This is a genomic window from Bradyrhizobium sp. CCBAU 45384, from assembly GCF_028128665.1.
GTDB classification, from domain to species: Bacteria; Pseudomonadota; Alphaproteobacteria; order Rhizobiales; family Xanthobacteraceae; genus Bradyrhizobium; species Bradyrhizobium manausense.
On sequence record NZ_LBIZ01000120.1, the window covers coordinates 660733 to 681964 of the forward strand.

20 protein-coding genes and 1 other RNA gene are annotated in these 21232 nt (G+C 65.2%); 12 read left to right on the forward strand and 9 right to left on the reverse strand.

Annotated elements, in window-relative coordinates; genetic code table 11:
* Positions 1 to 7 precede the first annotated feature (7 nt).
* From XH80_RS42870 to tkt, 3 genes are all read right to left on the reverse strand, one after another.
* Positions 8 to 1204: a phosphoglycerate kinase gene (locus tag XH80_RS42870; RefSeq protein ID WP_271603826.1), complete on the reverse strand. Its 1197-nt coding sequence runs from the start codon at positions 1202 to 1204 to the stop codon at positions 8 to 10.
* Positions 1205 to 1339: 135 nt separating this feature from the next.
* Positions 1340 to 2347, reverse strand: a complete 1008-nt coding sequence (gene gap, locus XH80_RS42875) for a type I glyceraldehyde-3-phosphate dehydrogenase (RefSeq protein ID WP_271603827.1) — start codon at positions 2345 to 2347, stop codon at positions 1340 to 1342.
* A 172-nt stretch (positions 2348 to 2519) separates the two neighbouring features.
* Complete coding sequence (gene tkt, locus XH80_RS42880; RefSeq protein WP_271603828.1) at positions 2520 to 4505, reverse strand: transketolase; 1986 nt, start codon at positions 4503 to 4505, stop codon at positions 2520 to 2522.
* Between the two features lie 329 nt (positions 4506 to 4834).
* On the opposite strand from tkt, the gene XH80_RS42885 reads away from it, so the two are divergent.
* The 5 genes from XH80_RS42885 (at position 4835) to XH80_RS42905 (ending at position 7498) form a co-directional block, all read left to right on the forward strand.
* Positions 4835 to 5125: a DUF4164 domain-containing protein gene (locus XH80_RS42885; protein ID WP_409363888.1), complete on the forward strand. Its 291-nt coding sequence runs from the start codon at positions 4835 to 4837 to the stop codon at positions 5123 to 5125.
* Positions 5122 to 5505, forward strand: a complete 384-nt coding sequence (locus XH80_RS42890; RefSeq protein ID WP_057759298.1) for a cell division protein ZapA — start codon at positions 5122 to 5124, stop codon at positions 5503 to 5505. Before XH80_RS42885 ends, XH80_RS42890 begins: the two co-directional genes overlap by 4 nt.
* 231 nt (positions 5506 to 5736) lie before the next feature.
* Positions 5737 to 5897, forward strand: a non-coding RNA gene (ssrS, locus tag XH80_RS42895) — 6S RNA.
* Positions 5898 to 6102: 205 nt separating this feature from the next.
* The gene (locus tag XH80_RS42900) at positions 6103 to 6696 is read left to right on the forward strand and encodes a 5-formyltetrahydrofolate cyclo-ligase (protein WP_271603829.1); all 594 of its coding nucleotides are present in this window, start codon (positions 6103 to 6105) and stop codon (positions 6694 to 6696) included.
* Complete coding sequence (locus XH80_RS42905) at positions 6674 to 7498, forward strand: TIGR00282 family metallophosphoesterase (protein WP_057759294.1); 825 nt, start codon at positions 6674 to 6676, stop codon at positions 7496 to 7498. Before XH80_RS42900 ends, XH80_RS42905 begins: the two co-directional genes overlap by 23 nt.
* A gap of 244 nt (positions 7499 to 7742) precedes the next feature.
* Here the strand turns inward: XH80_RS42905 and XH80_RS42910 are convergent, their stop codons facing one another.
* The 4 genes from XH80_RS42910 to XH80_RS42925 form a co-directional block, all read right to left on the reverse strand.
* The gene (locus XH80_RS42910; RefSeq protein WP_271603830.1) at positions 7743 to 9086 is read right to left on the reverse strand and encodes a c-type cytochrome; all 1344 of its coding nucleotides are present in this window, start codon (positions 9084 to 9086) and stop codon (positions 7743 to 7745) included.
* Positions 9083 to 11251: a xanthine dehydrogenase family protein molybdopterin-binding subunit gene (locus XH80_RS42915; protein ID WP_271603831.1), complete on the reverse strand. Its 2169-nt coding sequence runs from the start codon at positions 11249 to 11251 to the stop codon at positions 9083 to 9085. Before XH80_RS42915 ends, XH80_RS42910 begins: the two co-directional genes overlap by 4 nt.
* A gap of 8 nt (positions 11252 to 11259) precedes the next feature.
* A complete protein-coding gene (locus tag XH80_RS42920) occupies positions 11260 to 11724 on the reverse strand; it encodes a (2Fe-2S)-binding protein (RefSeq protein WP_271603832.1) in 465 nt (154 codons plus the stop codon).
* 469 nt (positions 11725 to 12193) lie between these two features.
* Positions 12194 to 13942 carry a methyl-accepting chemotaxis protein gene (locus tag XH80_RS42925; protein ID WP_271603833.1) on the reverse strand — a complete coding sequence of 583 codons (1749 nt, stop codon included), beginning with the start codon at positions 13940 to 13942 and terminating at the stop codon, positions 12194 to 12196.
* Between the two features lie 208 nt (positions 13943 to 14150).
* Here XH80_RS42925 and XH80_RS42930 point away from each other — a divergent pair, with 208 nt between their 5' ends.
* The 7 genes from XH80_RS42930 to XH80_RS42960 all read left to right on the forward strand — a co-directional run bounded on the left by XH80_RS42930 (position 14151) and on the right by XH80_RS42960 (position 19413).
* Positions 14151 to 14897, forward strand: a complete 747-nt coding sequence (locus XH80_RS42930) for a YebC/PmpR family DNA-binding transcriptional regulator (RefSeq protein WP_271603834.1) — start codon at positions 14151 to 14153, stop codon at positions 14895 to 14897.
* 71 nt (positions 14898 to 14968) lie between these two features.
* Positions 14969 to 15496: a crossover junction endodeoxyribonuclease RuvC gene (ruvC, locus tag XH80_RS42935; RefSeq protein WP_220002060.1), complete on the forward strand. Its 528-nt coding sequence runs from the start codon at positions 14969 to 14971 to the stop codon at positions 15494 to 15496.
* A complete protein-coding gene (gene ruvA / locus XH80_RS42940; protein ID WP_057759278.1) occupies positions 15493 to 16110 on the forward strand; it encodes a Holliday junction branch migration protein RuvA in 618 nt (205 codons plus the stop codon). Before ruvC ends, ruvA begins: the two co-directional genes overlap by 4 nt.
* A 149-nt stretch (positions 16111 to 16259) precedes the next feature.
* Positions 16260 to 17294 (forward strand): Holliday junction branch migration DNA helicase RuvB, encoded by a 1035-nt coding sequence (gene ruvB, locus XH80_RS42945; protein ID WP_271603967.1) that lies wholly within the window; start codon positions 16260 to 16262, stop codon positions 17292 to 17294.
* A 131-nt stretch (positions 17295 to 17425) separates the two neighbouring features.
* Complete coding sequence (locus XH80_RS42950) at positions 17426 to 18349, forward strand: metallophosphoesterase (RefSeq protein WP_271603835.1); 924 nt, start codon at positions 17426 to 17428, stop codon at positions 18347 to 18349.
* Between the two features lie 69 nt (positions 18350 to 18418).
* Positions 18419 to 18868, forward strand: a complete 450-nt coding sequence (gene ybgC / locus XH80_RS42955; RefSeq protein ID WP_082813630.1) for a tol-pal system-associated acyl-CoA thioesterase — start codon at positions 18419 to 18421, stop codon at positions 18866 to 18868.
* Positions 18869 to 18945: 77 nt separating this feature from the next.
* The gene (locus tag XH80_RS42960; protein WP_271603836.1) at positions 18946 to 19413 is read left to right on the forward strand and encodes a nuclear transport factor 2 family protein; all 468 of its coding nucleotides are present in this window, start codon (positions 18946 to 18948) and stop codon (positions 19411 to 19413) included.
* A 101-nt stretch (positions 19414 to 19514) separates the two neighbouring features.
* Here XH80_RS42960 and XH80_RS42965 read toward each other — a convergent pair whose 3' ends face one another.
* Positions 19515 to 20234, reverse strand: coding sequence for a type 1 glutamine amidotransferase (locus XH80_RS42965; RefSeq protein WP_271603837.1), 720 nt, complete (start codon positions 20232 to 20234; stop codon positions 19515 to 19517).
* A 24-nt stretch (positions 20235 to 20258) separates the two neighbouring features.
* The gene (locus XH80_RS42970) at positions 20259 to 21185 is read right to left on the reverse strand and encodes a LysR family transcriptional regulator (protein WP_057759269.1); all 927 of its coding nucleotides are present in this window, start codon (positions 21183 to 21185) and stop codon (positions 20259 to 20261) included.
* Positions 21186 to 21232 lie beyond the last annotated feature (47 nt).

Below are 21232 nucleotides of genomic sequence, written 5' to 3' on the forward strand. Positions count from 1 at the left end.
TGCCAAGTTACTTGGTGCGAAGCACTTCGACGCCGGGCAGCGGCTTGCCTTCCATCCATTCAAGAAATGCGCCGCCGGCGGTCGAGACATAGGTGAATTGACCTGCCACATGGGCCTGGTTGAGGGCCGCGACGGTGTCGCCGCCGCCCGCGATCGAGATCAGCTTCTTGGCCTTGGTGCGCTCGGCCGCGTGCTTGGCGGCCGCGACCGTGGCGCGGTCGAACGGCTGTATCTCGAACGCCCCGAGCGGCCCGTTCCACACCAGCGTGGCGGCATCGTCGATCGCGGCCTGGACGCGCACGATCGATTGCGGGCCGACGTCGAGGATCATGCCGTCGGCCGGAATCGCATCGAGGCCGTAGGCATGCGAGGGCGCATTCGCCGCGAAATGGTAGGCGACGGTGGCGTCGACCGGCAGGATGATGGCGCAATTGGCGGCTTCTGCCTTCTCCATGATCCGCAGCGCCGTGGGCGCAAGCTCCTTCTCGGCCAGCGACTTGCCGATCGCGACGCCCTGGGCATGCAGGAAGGTGTTGGCCATGCCGCCGCCGATGACGAGCGCATCGACCTTGGTCACGAGGTTTTCCAGGAGGTCGATCTTGGTCGAGACCTTGGCGCCGCCGATGATGGCGATAACAGGCTTGGTCGGCGAGCCCAGCGCCTTCTCCAGCGCGTCGAGCTCGGCCTGCATGGTGCGGCCGGCATAGGCCGGCAGCTTGTGGCCGAGACCTTCGGTCGAGGCATGGGCGCGGTGCGCCGCCGAGAACGCGTCGTTGACCCAGATGTCGCCGAGCTTTGCCAGCTCCGCGACGAAGGCCGGATCGTTCTTTTCTTCCTCTTTGTGGAAGCGGGTGTTTTCCAGACACAGGATGTCGCCATCCTTCAACGCTGCAACGGCCTTGGCGGCAGGCTCGCCGATGCAGTCGTCAGCGAAGGCGACGGGCCTCTTCAAGACGTTCGCCAGCGCTTCCGCGACGGGCCTCAGCGACTCCTTGGGGTCGCGTCCCTTCGGCCGGCCGAAATGCGCGAGCAGGATCACCTTGCCGCCCTTGTCCGCGATTTCATTGATGGTCGGCGCGACGCGCTCGAGCCGGGTCGCGTCGGTGACGCGGCCATTGTCCATGGGCACGTTGAGATCGACGCGCAGCAGCACGCGCTTGCCCTTCATGTCGACGTCGTCGAGGGTGCGGAATTTGTTGGTCATCTCTGGGCTCTCTTGTCCCGGGCCTCTAGGGAGTCGTTCCGGGGCGCCCGAAGGGCGAACCCGGAACCTCGAGATTCCGGGTCTGGTCCTTCGGACCATCCCGGAATGACGGAGCAACTGGAAGGCGCCAGATCCTCAGATCACCTTGCTCATCGCAACGGCGGTGTCGGCCATGCGGTTCGAGAAGCCCCACTCGTTGTCGTACCAGGACATCACGCGCACCAGCGTGCCGTTCTGCACCTTGGTCTGGTCCTCATGGAAGGTCGAGGAGTGCGGGTCGTGGTTGAAGTCGATCGAGACGTTCGGCGCATTGGTGTAGCCGAGCACGCCCTTGAGCTGCTGCTCGCTGGCGCGCTTCATCGCCGCGTTGATTTCCTTGGCGTCGGTTGCGCGCTTGGCGACGATCTTGAGGTCGACGACCGAGACATTCGGGGTCGGCACGCGGATCGCGACGCCGTCGAGCTTGCCCTTCAACTCGGGCAGCACCAGGCCGATGGCCTTGGCGGCGCCGGTCGAGGTCGGGATCATCGACATCGCCGCCGCGCGGCCGCGATAGAGATCCTTGTGCAGCGTGTCCAACGTCGGCTGGTCGCCGGTATAGGCGTGGATCGTGGTCATGAAGCCGGTCTCGATGCCGACGAGGTCGTTCAGCACCTTGGCGATCGGCGCGAGGCAGTTGGTGGTGCAGGAACCGTTGGAGACGACCAGGTGATCCCTCGTCAGCGTCTCGTGGTTGACGCCGAAGACGATGGTGGCGTCGGCGCCGTCGGCGGGCGCGGAGACCAGCACGCGCTTGGCGCCGGCGGTCAGATGCGCGGAGGCCTTGTCCTTCGAGGTGAAGATGCCGGTGCATTCCAGCGCAATGTCGACGCCGAGATCCTTCCAGGGCAGTTTTGAGGGATCGCGTTCGGCGGTGACCTTGATCTTGCCGCCTCCGAGGTTGATCGAGTCACCCTCGACGGTCACGGTGCCGGGGAAGCGGCCATGGACGCTGTCATAGCGGAGGAGATGGGCATTGGTCTCGACCGGGCCGAGATCGTTGATGCCGACGACCTCGATGTCCTTGCGGCCGGACTCGGCGATAGCCCGCAGGACGTTGCGGCCGATGCGACCAAAACCGTTAATTCCAACGCGGACTGCCATGTTTCGTCTCCTTATGACCGTTCAGTGACGGCTGTTCAATGACCCCATCATCCCGCACAGCGCGCGCTTTGCGCGCCTGCGAGGGTTTTTTAGAGGCGGACGCCCGGTTCGGCCGGGCGGTGCTTGATCATATGGGACCTTACGTAGTCCTTTTTTTTGGCAAGCTCAACTCTCAGGAAACGCGCTTCAGCACAGCGTTAACCGTCGCCTCGGCGGTAATGCCGAAATGCTTGAAAAGCTCCTTCGCCGGACCGCTTTCGCCGAAGGAATGCATGCCCACGAATTCGCCATCCTGGCCGATCACGGCATCCCAGCCCCAGCGCACCGCAGCCTCGATCGCGACCTTCACCGGCGCGTTGCCGATGATCGCCGCGCGCTTGGCTTCTGGTTGCGCTAACAACAGCTCGAGCGAGGGCACCGAAACCACCCGTGACGCGATGCCGCGCTCGGCGAGCTGCTTCTGGGCGGCCACCGCGATCTCGACCTCGGAGCCGGACGCGAACAGAGACACCTTGGCTTCGCCCTGTGCCGGAACCAGTTCGTAGGCGCCCGCCGCGCAAGGGTTGTCGTTCGGCGCGGTGATGCGGAGCTGCGGCAGGTTCTGGCGGGTCAACGCCAGCACGGTCGGGCCGTCCACGCGGTTCAGCGCAAGCTCCCAGCACTCGGCGACTTCCATGGCATCGCAGGGACGGAACACGCGCATGTTGGGAATGGCTCTGAGCGCCGAGAGATGCTCGACCGGCTGATGGGTCGGGCCGTCCTCGCCGAGGCCGATGGAATCGTGCGTCATCACGTAGACGACGCCGGCGCCCATCAATGCGGCGAGACGCATGGCAGGCCGCGCATAGTCGGTGAACACCAGGAAGGTTGCACCGTTCGGCGCGAAGCCGCCATGCAGGAAGATGCCGTTCATCGCAGCCGCCATGCCGTGCTCGCGGATGCCGTAATGGATGAAGCGGCCCTTCGGCGTCTTGGCCGAGAACGCGGTCGCCGACTTCGCCTTGTTGTTGTTGGAGCCGGTGAGGTCGGCGGAGCCTGCGAGGAATTCCATCGGCATCGCGCCGGCGATCACTTCGATGACCGCTTCGGACGATTTGCGGGTGGCCGCGACAAGCGGCTTTTCCAGCAGTTCCTTCTTGTAGGCGCGCATGGCTTTGGCGAGCGAAGCCGGGCGCTCATGGCGCAGGCGGCGTTCGAACTCGGCGCGCTTGCGGCTGCCGAGCTCACCGAGCCGAGCCTCCCACTCCTGACGCGCCGCCGCGCCGCGGCTGCCGGCTGCGCGCCAGGCTTTCAGCACGTCATCGGGCACCGAGAACGGCTCGAGCGAGATGCCGAGATTTTCCTTGGCGGCCTTCAGCTCGTCGGCGCCGAGTGCTTCGCCATGCGCCTTGGCGGTGCCGGCCTTGTGCGGCGCGCCGAAGCCGATGGTGGTGCGGCAGGCGATCAGCGTCGGCTTGTTGGATTTTTGCGCGCGGGTGATCGCAGCCGCGATCGCAGCCTGGTCGTGGCCGTCGATCTTCTCGGCGGCCCAGCCCGCCGACTTGAAGCGCTTCACCTGGTCGACCGAATCGGAGATCGAGGTCGGGCCGTCGATCGAGATGCCGTTGTCGTCGTAGAGTACGATCAGCTTGCCGAGCTTCCAGTGGCCGGCCATCGCGATCGCTTCCTGCGACACGCCCTCCATCAGGTCACCGTCGGAGGCGAGCACATAGGTATGGTGGTCGACGATCTTCTTGCCGAACTCGGCGGCGAGCATCTTCTCGGCCAGCGCCATGCCGACCGCGGTCGAGATGCCCTGGCCGAGCGGGCCGGTGGTGGTCTCGATGCCCTTGGTGCGGAAGTTCTCCGGGTGCCCCGGCGTCAGCGAATCGACCTGGCGAAACTGCTTGATCTGGTCCAGCGTCATTTCGGAATTGCCGGTCAAGTACAGCAGCGAGTAGAGCAGCATCGAGCCGTGGCCGGCCGAGAGCACGAAGCGGTCGCGATCCGGCCAGGCCGGCGCTGCGGCATCGAATTTCAGGAATTGCGTGAACAGCACCGTGGCGATGTCGGCAGCGCCCATCGGCAGGCCGGGATGGCCCGATTTCGCTTTCTCGACAGCGTCCATCGAGAGGCCGCGGATCGCGTTGGCCATGCGGTTGTGGTCGACCTGCGTCATGTCTGAAATCCGTCTGAAATGAAGCGCTTGGCGGCGATTCGCCCGCGCGGAAAGGAGCCTTTCGGCCACTGAAGGTCGGGGCTGGGATAGCACCTCGGTTCCGGGAGTCCAAGGCAATCGAACGCGCCACGGCGCGAAAAGCTGCTTATCGGTGCATAGTTTCGCGGCGGCGTTGCGCTTGGCTAGCTTGCCACGTAAATTTCTGCTTCTAACCGCTTGCCGAACCGAGTCTTTTGCCGGACGGCAAGCCCCGAGATGAAGGCCACGGGCAAAGCCCACAGGGTTCCGCCGCTGACTGCATGAACGATCGCGTATCCAAAAGCTCTGCCATGACGGAGTCGTCCGCCGTCGAGATCGAGATCGCGACCCGCAGACTCACGGCGGCGCTCGACGCGCTCGAAAGCGCGGTCGAGCGAAGGCGTGATGCCGATCGCGACGAGAACGAGCTTGCGACGCGGATCCAGGCGCTGGGCGCCGACCGCTCACGCCTTGCCGACGAGCTCGACGGCGCGCTGGTGAAGGCGCGCAAGCTCGAACGCGTCAATCGCGAGATCTCGGACCGGCTGGATTCCGCGATCGTCACGATACGCTCGGTGCTCGATACCGGAGAGGACGGATGAGCCACATCAACGTCACCATCAACGCAAGGCAATACCGCATGGCCTGCGAGGAGGGCCAGGAGGTGCGGCTGCTCAAGCTCGCCGAGAGCCTGGAGACGCGGATCCAGTCGTTGCGCGGAAAGTTCGGCGAGATCGGCGATGCGCGCCTCACCGTGATGGCAGCCCTGACCGTCTGCGACGAGCTGATCGACGCCGGCAACCGCATCCGCACCATGGAGCAGGAGCTGGTCGAGCTCCGGGATTTCCGCAACGCCGCCGTCGAGCGCGCCCGCATGACCCAGACCGCCGTGGTCAACGCCCTGAACGCCGCCGCCGAGCGCATCGAGAAATCGACCCAGGTGCTGAACAGGACTGTCGGAAACGGAATTGCGATCGGGTAGCGCAATTCGCACCCGCCGTCATTCCGGGGCGCGCCCCTTGGCGCGAGCCCGGAATCCATTCATCCACAGCGCCTGTGGCCCGATGGATTCTCAGGTGCGCAATTGCGCACCATAGTTCGCGCTTCGCGCGCCCCGGAATGACTGTCGGGGAGCGCACTTTTCGGCCTGGCATGCAGCTCGGCATTCTCGAGCGGGCTGGCGATTCGTCAGTATCGTTGTTACATTGCTCCAGCGAGGCTGCGACGTGCGTCAGGAGCCATATATCCCCGGGGCCTTATCGATCCTTTAGGGAACTGTCCCTGGCCGGGCCCGTGGGCCCGGACATATGGTGCCCACCTACTTTCGTAGGGAACTCCGGGATCGAGTGCTTCAACGGCGTCCGCGGCTTCGCACTTTTTCCTTCTGGTTCGTGCCTGTCGAATTGCGTCCCCGACACGCTTGCGGTTCAATTGAAGCTCGGTGTCATGCCCCGCGCAGGCGGGGCATCCAGTCAGCCGCGGCGTCGAGGTTCAAGCACTGACGTCTCTGGAATACTGGATCACCCGCTCCAGTGCGCAATTGCGCACAAGGCGGGTGATGACAGCGGAGCAAGCACGCATGACCACCAAATCCGAACTTCGCGCCAAAGCCCTCGCGGCGCGCGATGCGCTCAGCGAGAAGAAGCGGATCGCCGCCGCTGCAAAGCTCGCCAGGCGCGGGCTGCCGTTCGAGCTGCTGCCGGGCAGCATCGTCTCCGGCTATTCGCCGATCCGCAGCGAGATCGATCCGCTGCCGCTGATGAAGAAGCTCGCTGAGGACGGCGCCAGGCTGGCGCTGCCTTGCGTCACCGCGCGCGGCCAGTCGCTGATCTTCCGCATCTTCCATCCGAGCGACCGCCTGATGCTCGGCCCGCTCGGCATTCCCGAGCCGTCGCCCGCGGCCGCCGAGGTCATTCCCGATATCATGCTGACGCCGCTCGCAGCGTTCGACCGCCTCGGCCATCGCATCGGCTATGGCGCGGGGCATTACGATTTCACCTTCGCGCATTTGCGGAAAGCGAAGCACATCGTCGGCATCGGGCTCGCTTTCGCTGCGCAGGAGATCAAGGCGGTTCCGGCACTATCGCACGACGTGGCGCTGGATTATGTGCTAACGGAAAGCGACGTGTTCGATTTCCGGAGTTCTGAAGTTGCGCATTCTCTTCGTGGGTGATGTCGTCGGCCGCAGCGGGCGTAGCGCCGTCGCCGAATATCTGCCCGGCATGGTCAAGGACTGGTCGCTCGATTTCGTCGTGGTCAACGGCGAGAATTCGGCCGGCGGCTTCGGCATCACGGAAGCGATCTATCAGGAGTTTCTCGACGCCGGTGCCGACGCGGTGACCCTGGGCAATCACTCCTGGGACCAGCGCGAAGCGCTTGTCTTCATCGAGCGCGCCGAGCGCCTGGTGCGGCCCGCGAACTATCCGCGCGGCACGCCCGGCCGCGGCGCCGCTTTGGTCGAGACCAAGAACGGCAAGCATGCCCTCGTCGTCAACGCTTTGGGCCGCGTCTTCATGACCCCGTTCGACGATCCCTTTGCCGCGCTCGAGCGCGAGCTGGGCGCCTGTCCGCTCGGCGTCGCCGCGGATGCCATCGTCGTCGACTTCCATTGCGAGGCCTCCAGCGAGAAGCAGGGCATCGGCTTCTTCTGCGACGGCCGCGCCAGCCTCGTCGTCGGCACCCACACGCATGTGCCGACCGCCGACCATCAGATCCTCTCGGGCGGCACCGCCTACATGACCGATGCCGGCATGACCGGCGACTACGATTCGATCATCGGCATGCAGAAGGAAGAGCCGCTGCGCCGATTCACGTCGGGGATTCCGTCGGGCCGGTTCGAGCCGGCCGCGGGCGTGGCGACGCTCAGCGGTGTGGCCGTAGAGACGGATGACGCGACGGGGCTCGCGCTACGCATCGCACCGGTGCGCGTCGGTGGAAGGCTGGAGCCGGCAACACCGAAATTCTGGTTGAGCTGAAGAACGAAGCTACACTCTCCGAAATCGTAGGGTGGGCAAAGGCGCACTTGCGCCGTGGCAACGATCTCTCTCCATGTTCGCAAAGCGCGTGGGCACGCTTCGCTTTGCCCACCCTACGATACTGGTTGAGCGGAACGGTCGCGCCCACACACGCGGTGTCGTCCCGGCCTAGTGCGCAATTGCGCACTAGGCCGGGACGACAGCGGAGATCGACGCGCGATCGCGCATCAATCCCATCATCGCGCTACTCCGCCGTCTGCTCCCTCAACTCCGCCACATCCTTCGCCGTCAGCTTCGAGCCCTTCGTCCCGAACCGCGCCGTGACGTAATTCACCACCGCCGCGATCTCGTCGTCGCTATACGCCTTGCCGAACGCCGGCATCGACAGCGCGCCTTCAGGCGTGTGCCTGATGGTGCCGGAGATCACGATCTGCGCGACGTTGGTGGCGGCGGGATCGTTGACGGCCCAGGTGCCGGTCAGCGTTGCCATCGGCGAGACCGGGCTCTCGCCGCTCCAGCCGTGACAGCTGGCGCAGGCGCTGGCGAAGACTTTCTTGCCGCGGGCATCCGCTGTCACGCCGTCCTTGTGCGAGGCGGGCGCGACCGGAGCCGTCGTGGCCGGCAGGTCGGGCGAGGCAACCGGCGGCACGCTGCGCAAGTAAGCAACAATGGAACGGATGTCCTCCGGCGCGAACTGGCGGAAGCTGTGGTCGACGGCTTCGCCCATCGGACCCGAGGCCGAGCCGTGGCCCGGCGCGTGGCCGAGCGACAGATACGAGATCAGGTCCTGATCGCTCCAGTTGCCGAGACCCGTCGCCTTGTCCGAGGAGATATTGAAGGCGTGCCAGCCGGCGGTGATCGCGCCTGCAAACTTCTTGCGGTTGTCGAGCGCGAAGCCGAGATTGCGCGGGGTGTGGCACTCGCCGCAATGCGCCAGCGCTTCGACGAGATACGCGCCTCTGTTCCACTCCGGGCTCTTCGAGGTATCAGGCGCAAAGCGCGTGTCGGGATTGAACACGGCCGACCAGAAGATCATCGCCCAGCGCTGGTTGAACGGGAACGACAGCGTGTTGTCGGGCGCCTTGGCGTGCACCGCCGGCAGGCTGAACAGATAGGCCTTCACCGCCAGCACGTCCTCGTCGCTCATGTAGGTGTAGGACGTGTAGGGCATTGCCGGATAAAGCCGTGCGCCGTCATGGCGCTTGCCGCGCTGGACCGCGTTGAGAAAATCCTGGTCGCTGTAATTGCCGATGCCGGTGTCCTTGTCCGGCGTGATGTTGGTGGAATAGAGCGTGCCGAAGGGCAGCTTGAACGCCAGCCCGCCGGCATAGTCCGTCTCGCCGGGCTTGGTGTGGCAGACCATGCAGTCGGCTGCCTTCGCCAGATATTCGCCGCGCTCGACCAGGCTCGCTTTCTCCAACTTGGCGGGCGCACCGGTCGGCTTGCCGGCGCGGTCATCCGCCAGCGCCACCTTGGCGCCGCCGGCAAAATCGAGCGGCCCCGGTCCTCTGATGATGAAGACGCCGATCCCCACCGCAACGATGGCGATCACGACGAGGCTTGCGAGGATACGCATTGTCCTGTTCATGCCTTCCTCCCCGCAGCCAGCAGTTTCCGATCAATCGGCAGGCGCCGCAGCGCGACGCCGGTTGCGGCATAGATCGCGTTGCGCAGCGCCGGTGGTCCGGCCGTCGTGCCGGTCTCGCCGATGCCGCCGGGCGCCTCGCCGCTCCTCACGACGTGGACCTCGATCCTGGGCATCTGGTTGATCCGCAGCATCCGGTAGTCGTGGAAGTTGGATTGCTGGACGCGGCCCCTGTCGATGGTCACCTCGCCGTAGAGCGCGGCAGTCAGGCCGAAGACCAGCCCGCCCTCGAGCTGGGCCGCGATCGTATCGGGATTGATGGCAATGCCGGTATCGACCACAGAGGTGGCGCGGCGCAGATTGACCTCGCCCTGCTCGTCCACTTCCGCTTCCACTACGGTCGCGATGAAGCTCCCGAATGACGGCTGCAAGCACACCCCGCGCCCGACGCGTGCCGGCAGGGGCTGCCCCCATCCGGACTTCTCGGCAGCGAGGTTGAGGACGGACAGGAAGCGCGGCGAATTGGCCAGCATGCCGCGGCGAAACTCGACGGGGTCCTTGCCTGCCTTGCGCGCCAGCTCGTCGACGAAGGACTCGACCGCAAACACGTTGTTGTTCGGGCCGACCCCGCGCCAGAACCCGGTCGGGATCGCCGGCGGTTCGGCCCTGACATATTCGACGTGGAAATTCGGGATCTCGTAGGGCATGTCGACGGCGCTGTCGACCGCATCGATATCGATGCCCTTCTGGAACGCCGGCGGCAGCCAGCGCGCGAGGATCGCGGCGCCGGCGATCTTGTATTTCCAGCTGGCGATCTTGCCGCCCGACAGGGTTGCCGCGATCGTGTCGCGATAGACCGGCCGGTAGATGTCGTGCTGGATGTCCTCCTCGCGGGTCCACACCACCTTGACCGGCCCGTCGACCTGTTTGGCGATGCGGACCGCCGTCACCACCATGTCGGGCTCGAGCTTGCGGCCGAAGCCGCCGCCCAGCAGATGGTTGTTCACGGTCACCTTCTCGACCGGCAGCCCGGCGGCCTTGGCCGCTTCCGACTGCACGCGCGCCATGATCTGCGTGCCGGTCCAGATCTCGCAGGAATCGGGCTTGCAATGCACCGTGGCGTTCAACGGCTCCATCGTCGCGTGGGCGAGAAACGGCAGTTCGAACGACGCCTCGAATTTTTCACCGGCCGCGAGACCGTTGATGACGTCGCCGGTGGATTTGGCGACCACGCCGTCCCTCGCGCTGGCGGCGCGCAGATCGTCCCAGATCGCTTTCGAATTCAGCTTGGCGTGAGGTCCCTCGTTCCATTCGATGTCGATCGCATCGAGGCCTTTCTTGGCAGCCCACATGTGATCGCCGACCACGGCGACGAGATCGTCGAGCACGACGATCTGCCGCACGCCCGGGATCTTCTTCGCGGCGCGGTCATCGACCTTGCCGACCTTGCCGCCGAACACCGGGCACTGCGCCAGCGTCGCGAATTTCATGCCCGGCACCATGGCGTCGATGCCGTAGACGGCCTTGCCGTTGACCTTCTCGGGCGTGTCGAGCCGCTTCAACGGCTGGCCGATATAGACGAAATCCTTGGGATCCTTCAGCGGGACGTTCTTGGGCGGCGTCTGGCCGCTCGCGGCCGCCGCCAACGCGCCATAGGCGAGCGTCCGGCCGCTCGCCTGGTGCGTCACTACACCCTTCGAGGTCGTGCAGCTGGCGGCATCGACGCTCCATTGTGCGGCCGCGGCCTGCACCAGCATGGCGCGCGCGCTGGCGCCGGCTTCGCGCAGCGGCTTCCAGAACGCACGGACCGATGAGGAGCCTCCGGTCGCCTGGATGATGAAGAGCGGATTGCCGTACAGCTTTTCATTCGCCGGTGCGTGCAGCAGCTGAACCTTCGACCAGTCGGCATCGAGCTCCTCTGCCAGGATCATCGAGATCGCGGTATAGATTCCCTGTCCCATCTCGACCTGCGGCATCACCAGCGTGGTCGCGCCTTCCGCATCGATGCGGATGAAGGCGTTGGGCGCGAACTTGCCGTCGGTCGTATCCTTGGGCTGCACCGGTTCGTTGACGGCGGCGCGCAGCGGCAGATGGAAGGCGAGCAGGAAGCCGCCTGCGAGGCCGCCGGTCAGCAGCGCGCGGCGGGAGAGATTGTCAGGTGCATTCATGGCTGATCTCACGACTGACGGCCGGTGGCGGCGAGCTTGATCGCCTCGCGGATGCGCACATAGGTGCCGCAGCGGCAGATGTTGCCGGCCATCGCGGCATCGATGTCGGCATCGTCAGGATTGGGCGTCGCGGCCAGAAGCGCCGCGGCCGACATGATCTGGCCGGACTGGCAGTAGCCGCACTGGACCACTTCGGCCTCCAGCCAGGCCTTCTGCACCTTCGCACCTGAGGGCGTCGTGCCGACATGCTCGATGGTGGTGATGGCGCGGCTTCCGGCCGCGCTGACCGGAAGCACGCAGGAGCGCACCGCCTTGCCGTCGACATGCACCGTACAGGCGCCGCATTGCGCGATGCCGCAGCCGAACTTGGTGCCGGTCATCCCCAGGATGTCGCGCAGCACCCACAGCAGCGGCATGTCAGGTGGTGCATCGAACGATTTCGTTTCGCCGTTGATGGTGAGAACTGTTGCCATATGCATCCCCTTGCTCGCACCGGATCGCTTGCGGCGACCTGCTCGGCGAAATTTCGCGCGACCATAATCATACCGATGCGCAACGATGAAGCTTTCAAATTCGCAGCAATGCATATCTGCGCCGGCGAAGCGTCACGCCATGACGTTCACGAATTTGTGCGGCGATTGCTGCAAAGCTTTTGGGCTAATTGATATGATAATCGTCATGTTTTGACGCATTTTCGTCGTGACGCCGTCGATCGGAGCAACACAATCGTGCGAACACGCAAAATCATGCGATGACGAAATTCGTGCGATTGGGAAAGTTGTGAGGCTGCGAGAGACGCACGGAATGTTGCTGTGCCCACGCCCCACGTGTTTTGCCCGACGAGTCAACGGGCATCAGGCGCCGGCGCGGGATGCGGCGCCAAGCCGTTGATTCCTCACGCCCCGGCTACTGTGCATGGGGTTGTTTTCGATATTTTGCTCGCTACAGCTTGTAAGCCGTGCGAAAGCCACCCCAGTGCCGGCCCTGCACGCGGATCGGGACGTCGATCTCGCGCATCATCACCGTGTTGCCGTTGCCCATGTCGCGCGCATAGCTCTGGATCAGATAGGAGCGCTGGTTGTGCGCAGCCGCGAGCCCCGCTGCATCGTTGAAGATGCGGCGGTTGCGGCAATTGGCCGTGTTCCAGGCGACATCGCCCGGCCGCTGCGGATGTGAATAGATCTTGTTGTGAACCGGCAGGAAGCCGTTGCGGTCGACCATGGCGCAGAACGCCATGCGCGGCTCCTTGGCGAGGAAGGCCTCCTGGAACGGCGGCAGCGCGCGGTCGGCCCAGTCGAGATATTTCGTGCGGTATTGCTGCGGATTGGTGCCCGCGATCTCCGCATAGTCGGTGTCGAAGAGGTCGTCCATCTTGACCTCGCCGCGCGCGACGGCCTGCTCGAAGATTTTTGTCAGCGCGTTGCCGGCCTCCATCGCGCGGGTGACGAACTCGGTGTTCTCCTCGTGGATCGACCAGAGCTTGTCTTCGATCTTTTCGCGCAGTTCGGCATTGGGACTGACGAACTGCGTGCGGGCGCCGGCCTTGGATTGCTCGATCACCCGCAGGCGGCAGGCGCCGATATCTTCGAGGCTGCCGTCGATGATCGCCTGGGCTGCGAGCCTGGATGCTTCCGTGCCGCCGATCAAGACGCCGTCCATCGCGATCTCATAGACCGGCAGCACGCCGCGCGCGCTGTCGAATTTGAGATGGCAGGGCAGGCGCTCGGTCTTGCGGCGGTCGTCGTGCTCGCTCTGCTTGAGCAGCACCGCGCAGCGCGATTTCAGCTTCTGCGCAAAGGTCGTCACGGCCTTGCCGGCGCTGGCGACGTTCTCGCCGTGAGCCTCGGCCGCCTTGGTCGCGGCGTCGATCTCGGCCGCGCTCTCGCCGACGGCGATGATGAATTGCGAGGCGCTGCTGGCGTTGCCTGACACCTCGCTGGTGGTGGCATTCTGCTCGGCCACCGCGCCGTTGACGGTGTCGAACACCGGGCGGATCGCCTCGATCGCCTGCGAGATCCGGTGCACCGCGTCGACGGAGCCGGCGGCGTCGCGCTGCAGCGCGTCGATCTTCTTGGAGATCTCCTCCGTCGCGCTCTGGGTCTGCACCGCGAGCGCCTTCACCTCGGTCGCGACGACGGCAAAGCCCTTGCCGGCAGCGCCGGCGCGCGCGGCTTCGATGGTCGAGTTGAGGGCGAGCAGTGTGGTCTGCCGCGCGATCTGGGCGATCAGGTTGACGACGTTGCCGATCGCCGCAGAGGATTCGCGCAGGCGGTCGACATTTTCGCGCGCTTCCTGCGCCGCGGCGCTGGCCTGATCGGCGAGCTTGCCGGCCTCGCGGACCTGCGTGCCGATGCCTCGCGCGGATTGGGTGAACTTGTCGGCGGCATCCGCAAAGCTCGAGGCGTTGGACTGCGCGGCATTGGTCCGCCCGGTCAGCGCGTCGGTACGCTTGCGGATATCGGCGAGCGTCGCCGCGGTCGCATCGGCGCCGCCCGCCACCGAATTGGCGGCGCGCTCGAGCTGGCGAATCATGGCGCCGAGCTCGAGTTCCAGCAGTTCCAGGATCTCGCGGGCCGAATCGGCTTCCGTGGCCGGAGCGGGCGCGGGCTGGGCGGCCGGCACCGCGGTCTGCGGGCTTGCTGCTGGCGTCACCATGTCGGGCAGGCGCTTCCGGAAAAATGCGAACGCCATTGGGACTACTCTTGTCGGAAGATGGGCGGACGCTATTTTTGCAGGCCGGGATGAAATCAGGGTTAACGGTGCCTGAGTTCTGGGCACTGGCCTCTACGATCTTACCTTAAAGTATGAGAGGCTCTTTCATTCCGGTGGGTTGGCGGCCTATAAGGCCGCGCATCCCCAGGCTTACCTTTGACGCACGATTCCCTAGAGAAGATCACGCATGGCCGGACATTCCCAATTCAAGAACATCATGCACCGCAAGGGGCGGCAGGATGCCCAGAAGTCGAAGCTGTTCGGCAAGCTGGCGCGGGAAATCACCGTCGCAGCCAAGCTCGGCACGCCCGACCCCGCCATGAACCCCCGCCTGCGCGCCGCCGTGATCGCCGCGCGGCAGGAGAACATGCCGAAGGACAATATCGAGCGCGCCATCAAGAAGGCGCTCGGCACCGATGGCGAAAATTATGACGAGATCCGCTACGAGGGCTACGGCCCGGGCGGCGTCGCCGTCATCGTGGAGGCCCTGACCGACAACCGCAACCGCGCCGCCTCCGACATCCGCTCCTTCTTCACCAAATCCGGCGGCAATCTCGGCGAAACCGGTTCGGTCTCCTTCATGTTCGACCGCACCGGCGTCATCGAATATGACCGCAGCGTTGCCGATGACGACGCAGTGCTGGATGCCGCGATCGAGGCCGGCGCCGACGACGTGGTCTCGGGCGAGGGCGGCCACGAAATCTACGCTTCAACGGAAAGCTATCGCGACGTCGCCAAGGCACTGGAAGCCAGGTTCGGCGAGCCGCGCAAAGCCGCGCTGATCTGGAAGCCGCAGAACACGGTCGCGGTCGACGACGAGACCGGCGAGAAGCTGCTCAAGCTGATGGACCTGCTCAACGAGCATGACGACGTCCAGAACGTCTACGCCAATTTCGAGGTATCGGACGCCCTGATGGCGAAGATGGGCGGCTGAGGGTCCCTTTCTCCGGGGACTTCTGTTCTGTTTCTGTTTCGCTATCATGGGCCAACCGCTATCACTGGCCCATGACCGCGCTCCCGATTCGCCAACCCGTTCGCATCATCGGCATCGACCCCGGCCTGCGCCGCACCGGCTGGGGCGTGATCGAGGCTGAGGGCAACCGCCTGATCTATGTCGCCTGCGGTTCGGTGGAACCGCCCGACGATCTGCCGCTGTCGAACCGGCTACTGGCGATCCACGAGGGGCTCGCGGCCATTCTCTCCAGCCATCAGCCGATGGAAGCGGCCGTCGAGCAGACCTTTGTGAACAAGGACGGCGTCGCGACGCTGAAACTCGGCCAGGCCCGGGGCGTCGCCATGCTGGCGCCCGCAATGTTCGGCATCTCCGTCGCCGAATACGCGCCGAACCAGGTCAAGAAGACCGTGGTTGGTGCCGGCCACGCCGACAAGCAGCAAATCGCGATGATGCTGAAAATCCTGCTCCCCAAGGCCGAGCCGCCGTCAGCGGATGCCGCTGATGCGCTCGCCATCGCCATCACCCACGCCCATCACCGCCAGAGCACGGCGCTCCGGCTGAAGGTGGCGGGACTATGATCGGTAAGCTCAAGGGCCTGATCGATTCCTATGGCGAGGATTTTGTGATCCTCGACGTCGGCGGCGTCGGTTATCAGGTGCATTGCTCGTCTCGCACCTTGCAGCATTTGCCGTCACCGGGCGAAGCGGCCGTCTTGTCGATCGAGACCTACGTTCGCGAGGACCAGATCAAGCTGTTCGGCTTCCGCACCGACCAGGAGCGCGAATGGTTTCGGCTGCTGCAGACCGTGCAGGGCGTCGGCGCCAAGGTCGCGCTCGCGGTGCTCGGCACGCTGGTGCCGGCCGATCTCGCCAACGCAATTGCTCTGCGCGACAAGGCCGCGGTGGCGCGTACGCCGGGCGTCGGGCCGAAGGTCGCCGAGCGCATCGTCACCGAGCTGAGGGACAAGGCGCCGGCTTTCGCCAGTGTCGATCCCGCCGTCGTGCATCTTGCCGGGGCCATGGACGACCAGCGTGCACCGCGCCCCGTTGCCGATGCGATCTCCGCGTTGGTCAATCTCGGTTATGGCCAGCCGCAGGCGGCTGCGGCGATCGCCTCGGCCTCGCGCAGCGCAGGTGAGAACGCCGAAACGGCACAGCTCATTCGCCTCGGACTGAAGGAGCTCTCGAAGTGAGGGCTGCAAGGCTCAATCTCGTAGGGTGGGCAAAGCGGAGCGTGCCCACCACCTTCGGATTGATCGGAGACATGGTGGGCACGGCGCGAAGGGCGCCTTTGCCCACCCTACGAGGAGTTCGCTGAGTGAGCGATCCCAAAGCCAACCGCATGGTCTCGCCCGAGCGCCGCAGCGACGATGTCGGCGACACCGCGCTGCGTCCGCAATCGCTGTCCGACTTCGTCGGCCAGCAGCAGGCGCGCAAGAATCTCTCGATCTTCATCGAGGCGGCGCGCAAGCGCGGCGAAGCGCTGGATCACGTGCTGTTCGTCGGCCCGCCCGGCCTCGGCAAGACCACGCTGGCGCAGATCGTGGCGAAGGAACTCGGCGTCGGCTTTCGTGCGACGTCGGGCCCCGTGATTGCCAAGGCCGGCGATCTCGCCGCGCTGCTGACCAATCTCGAAGAGCGCGACGTGCTGTTCATCGACGAAATTCATCGTCTCAATCCGGCGGTGGAGGAGGTGCTCTATCCCGCGATGGAGGATTTTCAGCTCGACCTCATCATCGGAGAGGGGCCGGCGGCGCGCTCGGTGAAGATCGAGCTGTCGAAGTTCACTCTCGTCGGCGCCACCACGCGCGCGGGCCTGCTCACAAATCCTTTGCGTGACCGCTTCGGTATTCCGGTCAGGCTCAACTTTTATACGATCGAGGAGCTGGAGAGCATCGTCACCCGCGGTGCGCGCGTGCTCAATGTCGGCATGAGCGCTGACGGCGCCAACGAGATTGCGCGCCGCGCCCGCGGCACGCCGCGTATCGCAGGCCGTCTGTTGCGTCGCGTGCGTGATTTTGCCTCAGCCGCCGATGCCGACAAGATCGACCGCAAGATCGCCGACCATGCATTGAGCGCGCTCGAGGTCGATGCCGCCGGCCTCGATGCCATGGACCGCCGCTACCTCACGACCATCGCGACGAACTACGGTGGCGGCCCGGTCGGCGTGGAGACGATGGCCGCGGCGCTGTCCGAGCCACGCGATGCGATCGAAGACATCATCGAGCCCTATCTGATCCAGTGCGGCTATCTGCAGCGCACCCCGCGCGGCCGCCTGCTCACCTCGCACGCCTTCCGCCATCTCGGGATCGCCGAGCCTTCGCGCGATGCGACCGCGCAGTTCGGCCTGTTCGGCACCGATGACGGCGACGAGTGATCTGCGGTAACGCGCATTGCTCCGGCTATCATGAACTTCCGGTAATCATCTGTGCAGATGATCTGCACAAGCGCACCCCAATTCCGCTCCAATCGGGCTGCATTACGGAAGCGCATCACAAGCAGGCTTCCATGATCTCTCGGCGTCATCTCATCCGTTCTGTCGGCGGCCTTTCGGCGCTTGGCATCTCGACGGCCGCCTATGGCGTCGGCGTCGAGCCGGAGCTGCGGCCGCGCATCACGCGCTATCATCCGATGCCGCGACAATGGCCTGCGGACTTGCCGCTAAAGATCGCCGTAATCGCCGACATCCATGCCTGCGATCCCTGGATGTCGCTGGAGCGGATCGAGGCCATCGTCGACCAGACCAACGCGCTCAAGCCCGATCTGATCGCCCTGCTCGGCGACTATGTCGCCGGCCATCACCACGTCACCCGCGTTATCCCGGCCGCAGAGTGGGCGAGGGTGCTGGCTGGCCTGAAGGCGCCGCTCGGTGTTCATGCTGTCATGGGCAATCATGATTATTGGGACGACAAGGTCGTGCAGCTGGCCGGGCACGGACCGACGGTCGCCCATCGTGCGCTTGAGACGGCTGGCATTCCCGTCTACGAGAACGACGTTGTGCGTCTGAGCAAGGATGGCCGCTCATTCTGGCTCGCGGGCCTCGGTGATCAGCTCGCTTATGTTGCCGGGCCGCGCTATGGTCACGCGAGGAGTTTTGGGGCCGACGATCTCGATGCGACGCTCGCGAAGACCACCGACGACGGGCCGATCATTCTTCTCGCGCATGAGCCCTATATCGCGACGCGCGTACCCGCGCGCGTTGCGCTGCAACTGTCCGGTCACACCCATGGCGGACAGGTCCGCTTGCTCGGCTGGTCGCCGGCGCTTCGGCAGCAGCATGGCGTTCCGCTCGTCTATGGCCATCTCCGGCTGAAATGCGACGTCGTCATCTCCGGCGGCCTCGGTTGCAGCATCATCCCGGTCCGCGTCGGCGTGCCGCCGGAGATTGTCGAGGTGACGCTGGGGCGGCCGCCGGTGGCAACGGTGTCTTAGCCGTGCTTGCGCTGCCGGCCGTTTTTGCGCAAAAACGGACCTGCAGCGACAAGCGAAGAGGCTCGCGACGTGACAGCTCATCTCGACGGCGAGATCCGCGACGGCCGCCATCACATGCAGGTCCGCGTCTATTACGAGGACACGGATTTCTCCGGCATCGTCTACCACGCCAACTATCTGCGCTATATGGAGCGCGGGCGCACCAATCACCTGCGTCTGATGGGCGCCGAGCAGCAGGCGCTGTTCGATCAGGTCGAGACGGAAGGTGCTGGCTTCGCCTTCGTGGTGCGCTCGATGCATCTGGACTTCCTCAAGCCGGCGCGGATGGACGACGTGCTTGACGTCGTGACCTGGCCGGTCGCGGTGAAGGGGGCGTCCATCATGCTGGCGCAGGAGGTGCGGCGTGGTGAGGACGTGCTGGTCAAGGCCGAGGTGCGCGTCGCCTTCATCAGCGGCGGCCGCGCCCAGCCGATCCCGAAATCGATCCGTACGCTGATGAAGGCCGATCTGATTTCGTGATCGGTCGATAGGGGATCACCTCTCGACTCCGCCGCGTGTGGCGATAGATTGCGGCCTTGCAAACTGATGAGGCCCTCATGTCGCGCCCGCCGCTTCCGCCCTTCACCCGTGAGACCGCCGCGCAAAAGGCCCGCATGGCCGAGGACGCCTGGAATTCACGTGACCCGGTACGTGTCTCGCTCGCCTATACCGAGGACAGCCGCTGGCGCAATCGCTCCGAAGTATTTCAAGGTCGAGAAGCCATCGTCGCCTTCCTCACCCGTAAATGGGAGAAGGAGCAGGACTACCGCCTGATCAAGGATCTCTGGGCCTTCGATGGCAACCGCATCGCGGTGCGCTTCCAGTATGAATGGCACGACGCCGGTGGACAGTGGTATCGCTCCTACGGCAACGAGCAGTGGGAGTTCGACGAGCACGGTCTGATGCGGCGGCGCGAGGCCTCGATCAACGACATCATGATTGCGGAGAAGGATCGGCGGTTTTACTGGCCCGCGCCGGGACCGCGGCCGGCGGATGTGCCGGGACTGGGGACGGATCCGTTCTGAGTAACTCTCAATCCTCATGCGAAGCGCCGTCTCGAACCATGCAGGCCCGGCCGGTACAGCGGGGGCCTCGACCCTTCGAGACGCCCGCCTTTGGCAGGCCTTCAGGGTGAGGAGATGGATTTGCGCGCCAAAAAGCGCGTAATCGCTCCACCGAGCTTCGCGTTGTCCAACGGCTCCGCCAGTGACTGCCTCGCGGTCGCCACGACCTCATCCGGCGCCTTGCCGTCGCGCAGGTCGCAGCAGACTTGCGCGAACTCGACCTCGAACTCAGGATGGGGCTGCACCGTCAGCGTCGCGCCGTTGGCGTAAAGCAAGCCGGCATGCGGGGTGAATTCCGACGAAAGGATGGTCAGCGCATCGTCGGGCGCTTCGATCACCTGGTCCTGATGCGAGCAGGCGATGGCGACCGCTTCGCCGCCAATGACGCCGTTCTCCGGCAGCACCTGATAGACGTGCCGGCCGATGCCCCAGCCCTTTTCGGACTTGCGCACGGTGCCGCCGAGCGCCTGCGCGATCAACTGATGGCCGAAGCAGACGCCGACCATCGGCGTCTTGCTGGCGTAGGCACTGCGGACGAAATCTTCCAGCGGCGCGATCCAGTCGAGCCCGTCATAGACACCGGCGGCTGCCCCCGTGATCAGCACGGCCTCGAGCTTGCTCGGATCGGGCAGCGCATCGCCATTCGGAATGCTGACGACGTCGACTTCGGCGGTCGGATCCTCGGCGCGGACCATGCGCTCGAACATGTCCGGAAAGGAGCCATGCTGCTCGCGATATTTCGGCGGGACCTGCCCGGTCTCGATGATGGTGATGCGTGCCATATACCCCTCAGGTCAAAGGTAAGCTCAGTCGCTTCCTGCCCCATCTTGCTGGTGTGGCGCTGTGCGCGCCAGCAGCGCGCTCTCCTTGCGGATTTCGCCGAGAAAGGCCTTTGCCAGGCGCGACAGCGGTTCGGCTTCCGACCAGAGCATGTAAGCGACCGCGCGGGTTGTCGGTGTGAACGGCCGTACGACGAGGCCGTGCCCGCCATTCTGACGTGGTGAGAAGGGGTCGACCACGGCGGCACCGACGCCGGCGGCTGCGAGCACGCAGGCGGTGTTGCAATAGCGCACCTCGACCGTCGGCTGGAACGGCGCGCCGGCGCGAGCAAAACTGTCGCGCACGGCTTCGCCGAGCCGCGTGCCGCGCTCGAGCCCGATGAAGGGCAGGCCGGACAAGTCACACGCCGAAATCACGGCCTTGCTTGCGAGCGGATGCTGCGGGGGCACCACGCAAACCATTTCGCCGGTGTGCACCACCTCGTGCGCGATACCCGGGTGATGCGTCAGCCCGAGCGCGAAGCCGAGCTCGGCGACATGGCTGAGCACGCCTTCGATGATGCCCTCATAACGCCGGACGTCGAAGAACACGCGCGTCTCCGGGCGGCGGCGCAGGAAGACGGACAGCGCTGTGGGAATGATGCTGTACGCGAGCGGCGGCGTTGCCACGATGGCGAGATGCCCGGCGCGGTTCTCGCGCAGATCGCGCACGCGATTTTCGAGCTTGGCGTGAAGCGCGAAGATCGCCTCGCTCTCCTTGTAGAGCGCCATCGCCTCCGCTGTTGGAAACAGCCGGTTGTTGATGCGCTCGAACAGCGCAAAGCCCGCCTGCGCCTCCATCGTCTTCAGCGCGTTGCTGACCGCCGGCTGCGACAGCGCCAGTTCGTCGGCCGCCGCCACCGTGGTGCGATGGCGGATAACGGCATGCAGGATCTCGAGCTGGCGCAGGTTCATATCACTGGCTGTTATACTCTGGGCCAAAAGATCATAGCACGATGAAT

What these genes read in the sequence shown, in the direction of transcription:
- gap (WP_271603827.1), bottom strand. Translation starts at nt 2,347, where the DNA reads ATGGCAGTCCGCGTTGGAATTAACGGTTTTGGTCGCATCGGCCGCAAC.
- XH80_RS42965 (WP_271603837.1), bottom strand. Translation starts at nt 20,234, where the DNA reads ATGGCACGCATCACCATCATCGAGACCGGGCAGGTCCCGCCGAAATAT.
- XH80_RS42960 (WP_271603836.1), top strand. Translation starts at nt 18,946, where the DNA reads ATGTCGCGCCCGCCGCTTCCGCCCTTCACCCGTGAGACCGCCGCGCAA.
- XH80_RS42915 (WP_271603831.1), bottom strand. Translation starts at nt 11,251, where the DNA reads ATGAATGCACCTGACAATCTCTCCCGCCGCGCGCTGCTGACCGGCGGC.
- XH80_RS42930 (WP_271603834.1), top strand. Translation starts at nt 14,151, where the DNA reads ATGGCCGGACATTCCCAATTCAAGAACATCATGCACCGCAAGGGGCGG.
- ruvC (WP_220002060.1), top strand. Translation starts at nt 14,969, where the DNA reads ATGACCGCGCTCCCGATTCGCCAACCCGTTCGCATCATCGGCATCGAC.
- XH80_RS42925 (WP_271603833.1), bottom strand. Translation starts at nt 13,942, where the DNA reads ATGGCGTTCGCATTTTTCCGGAAGCGCCTGCCCGACATGGTGACGCCA.
- XH80_RS42885 (WP_409363888.1), top strand. Translation starts at nt 4,835, where the DNA reads ATGACGGAGTCGTCCGCCGTCGAGATCGAGATCGCGACCCGCAGACTC.
- XH80_RS42950 (WP_271603835.1), top strand. Translation starts at nt 17,426, where the DNA reads ATGATCTCTCGGCGTCATCTCATCCGTTCTGTCGGCGGCCTTTCGGCG.
- ruvA (WP_057759278.1), top strand. Translation starts at nt 15,493, where the DNA reads ATGATCGGTAAGCTCAAGGGCCTGATCGATTCCTATGGCGAGGATTTT.
- ruvB (WP_271603967.1), top strand. Translation starts at nt 16,260, where the DNA reads ATGGTCTCGCCCGAGCGCCGCAGCGACGATGTCGGCGACACCGCGCTG.
- XH80_RS42890 (WP_057759298.1), top strand. Translation starts at nt 5,122, where the DNA reads ATGAGCCACATCAACGTCACCATCAACGCAAGGCAATACCGCATGGCC.
- tkt (WP_271603828.1), bottom strand. Translation starts at nt 4,505, where the DNA reads ATGACGCAGGTCGACCACAACCGCATGGCCAACGCGATCCGCGGCCTC.
- XH80_RS42920 (WP_271603832.1), bottom strand. Translation starts at nt 11,724, where the DNA reads ATGGCAACAGTTCTCACCATCAACGGCGAAACGAAATCGTTCGATGCA.
- XH80_RS42870 (WP_271603826.1), bottom strand. Translation starts at nt 1,204, where the DNA reads ATGACCAACAAATTCCGCACCCTCGACGACGTCGACATGAAGGGCAAG.
- XH80_RS42910 (WP_271603830.1), bottom strand. Translation starts at nt 9,086, where the DNA reads ATGAACAGGACAATGCGTATCCTCGCAAGCCTCGTCGTGATCGCCATC.
- XH80_RS42970 (WP_057759269.1), bottom strand. Translation starts at nt 21,185, where the DNA reads ATGAACCTGCGCCAGCTCGAGATCCTGCATGCCGTTATCCGCCATCGC.
- XH80_RS42900 (WP_271603829.1), top strand. Translation starts at nt 6,103, where the DNA reads ATGACCACCAAATCCGAACTTCGCGCCAAAGCCCTCGCGGCGCGCGAT.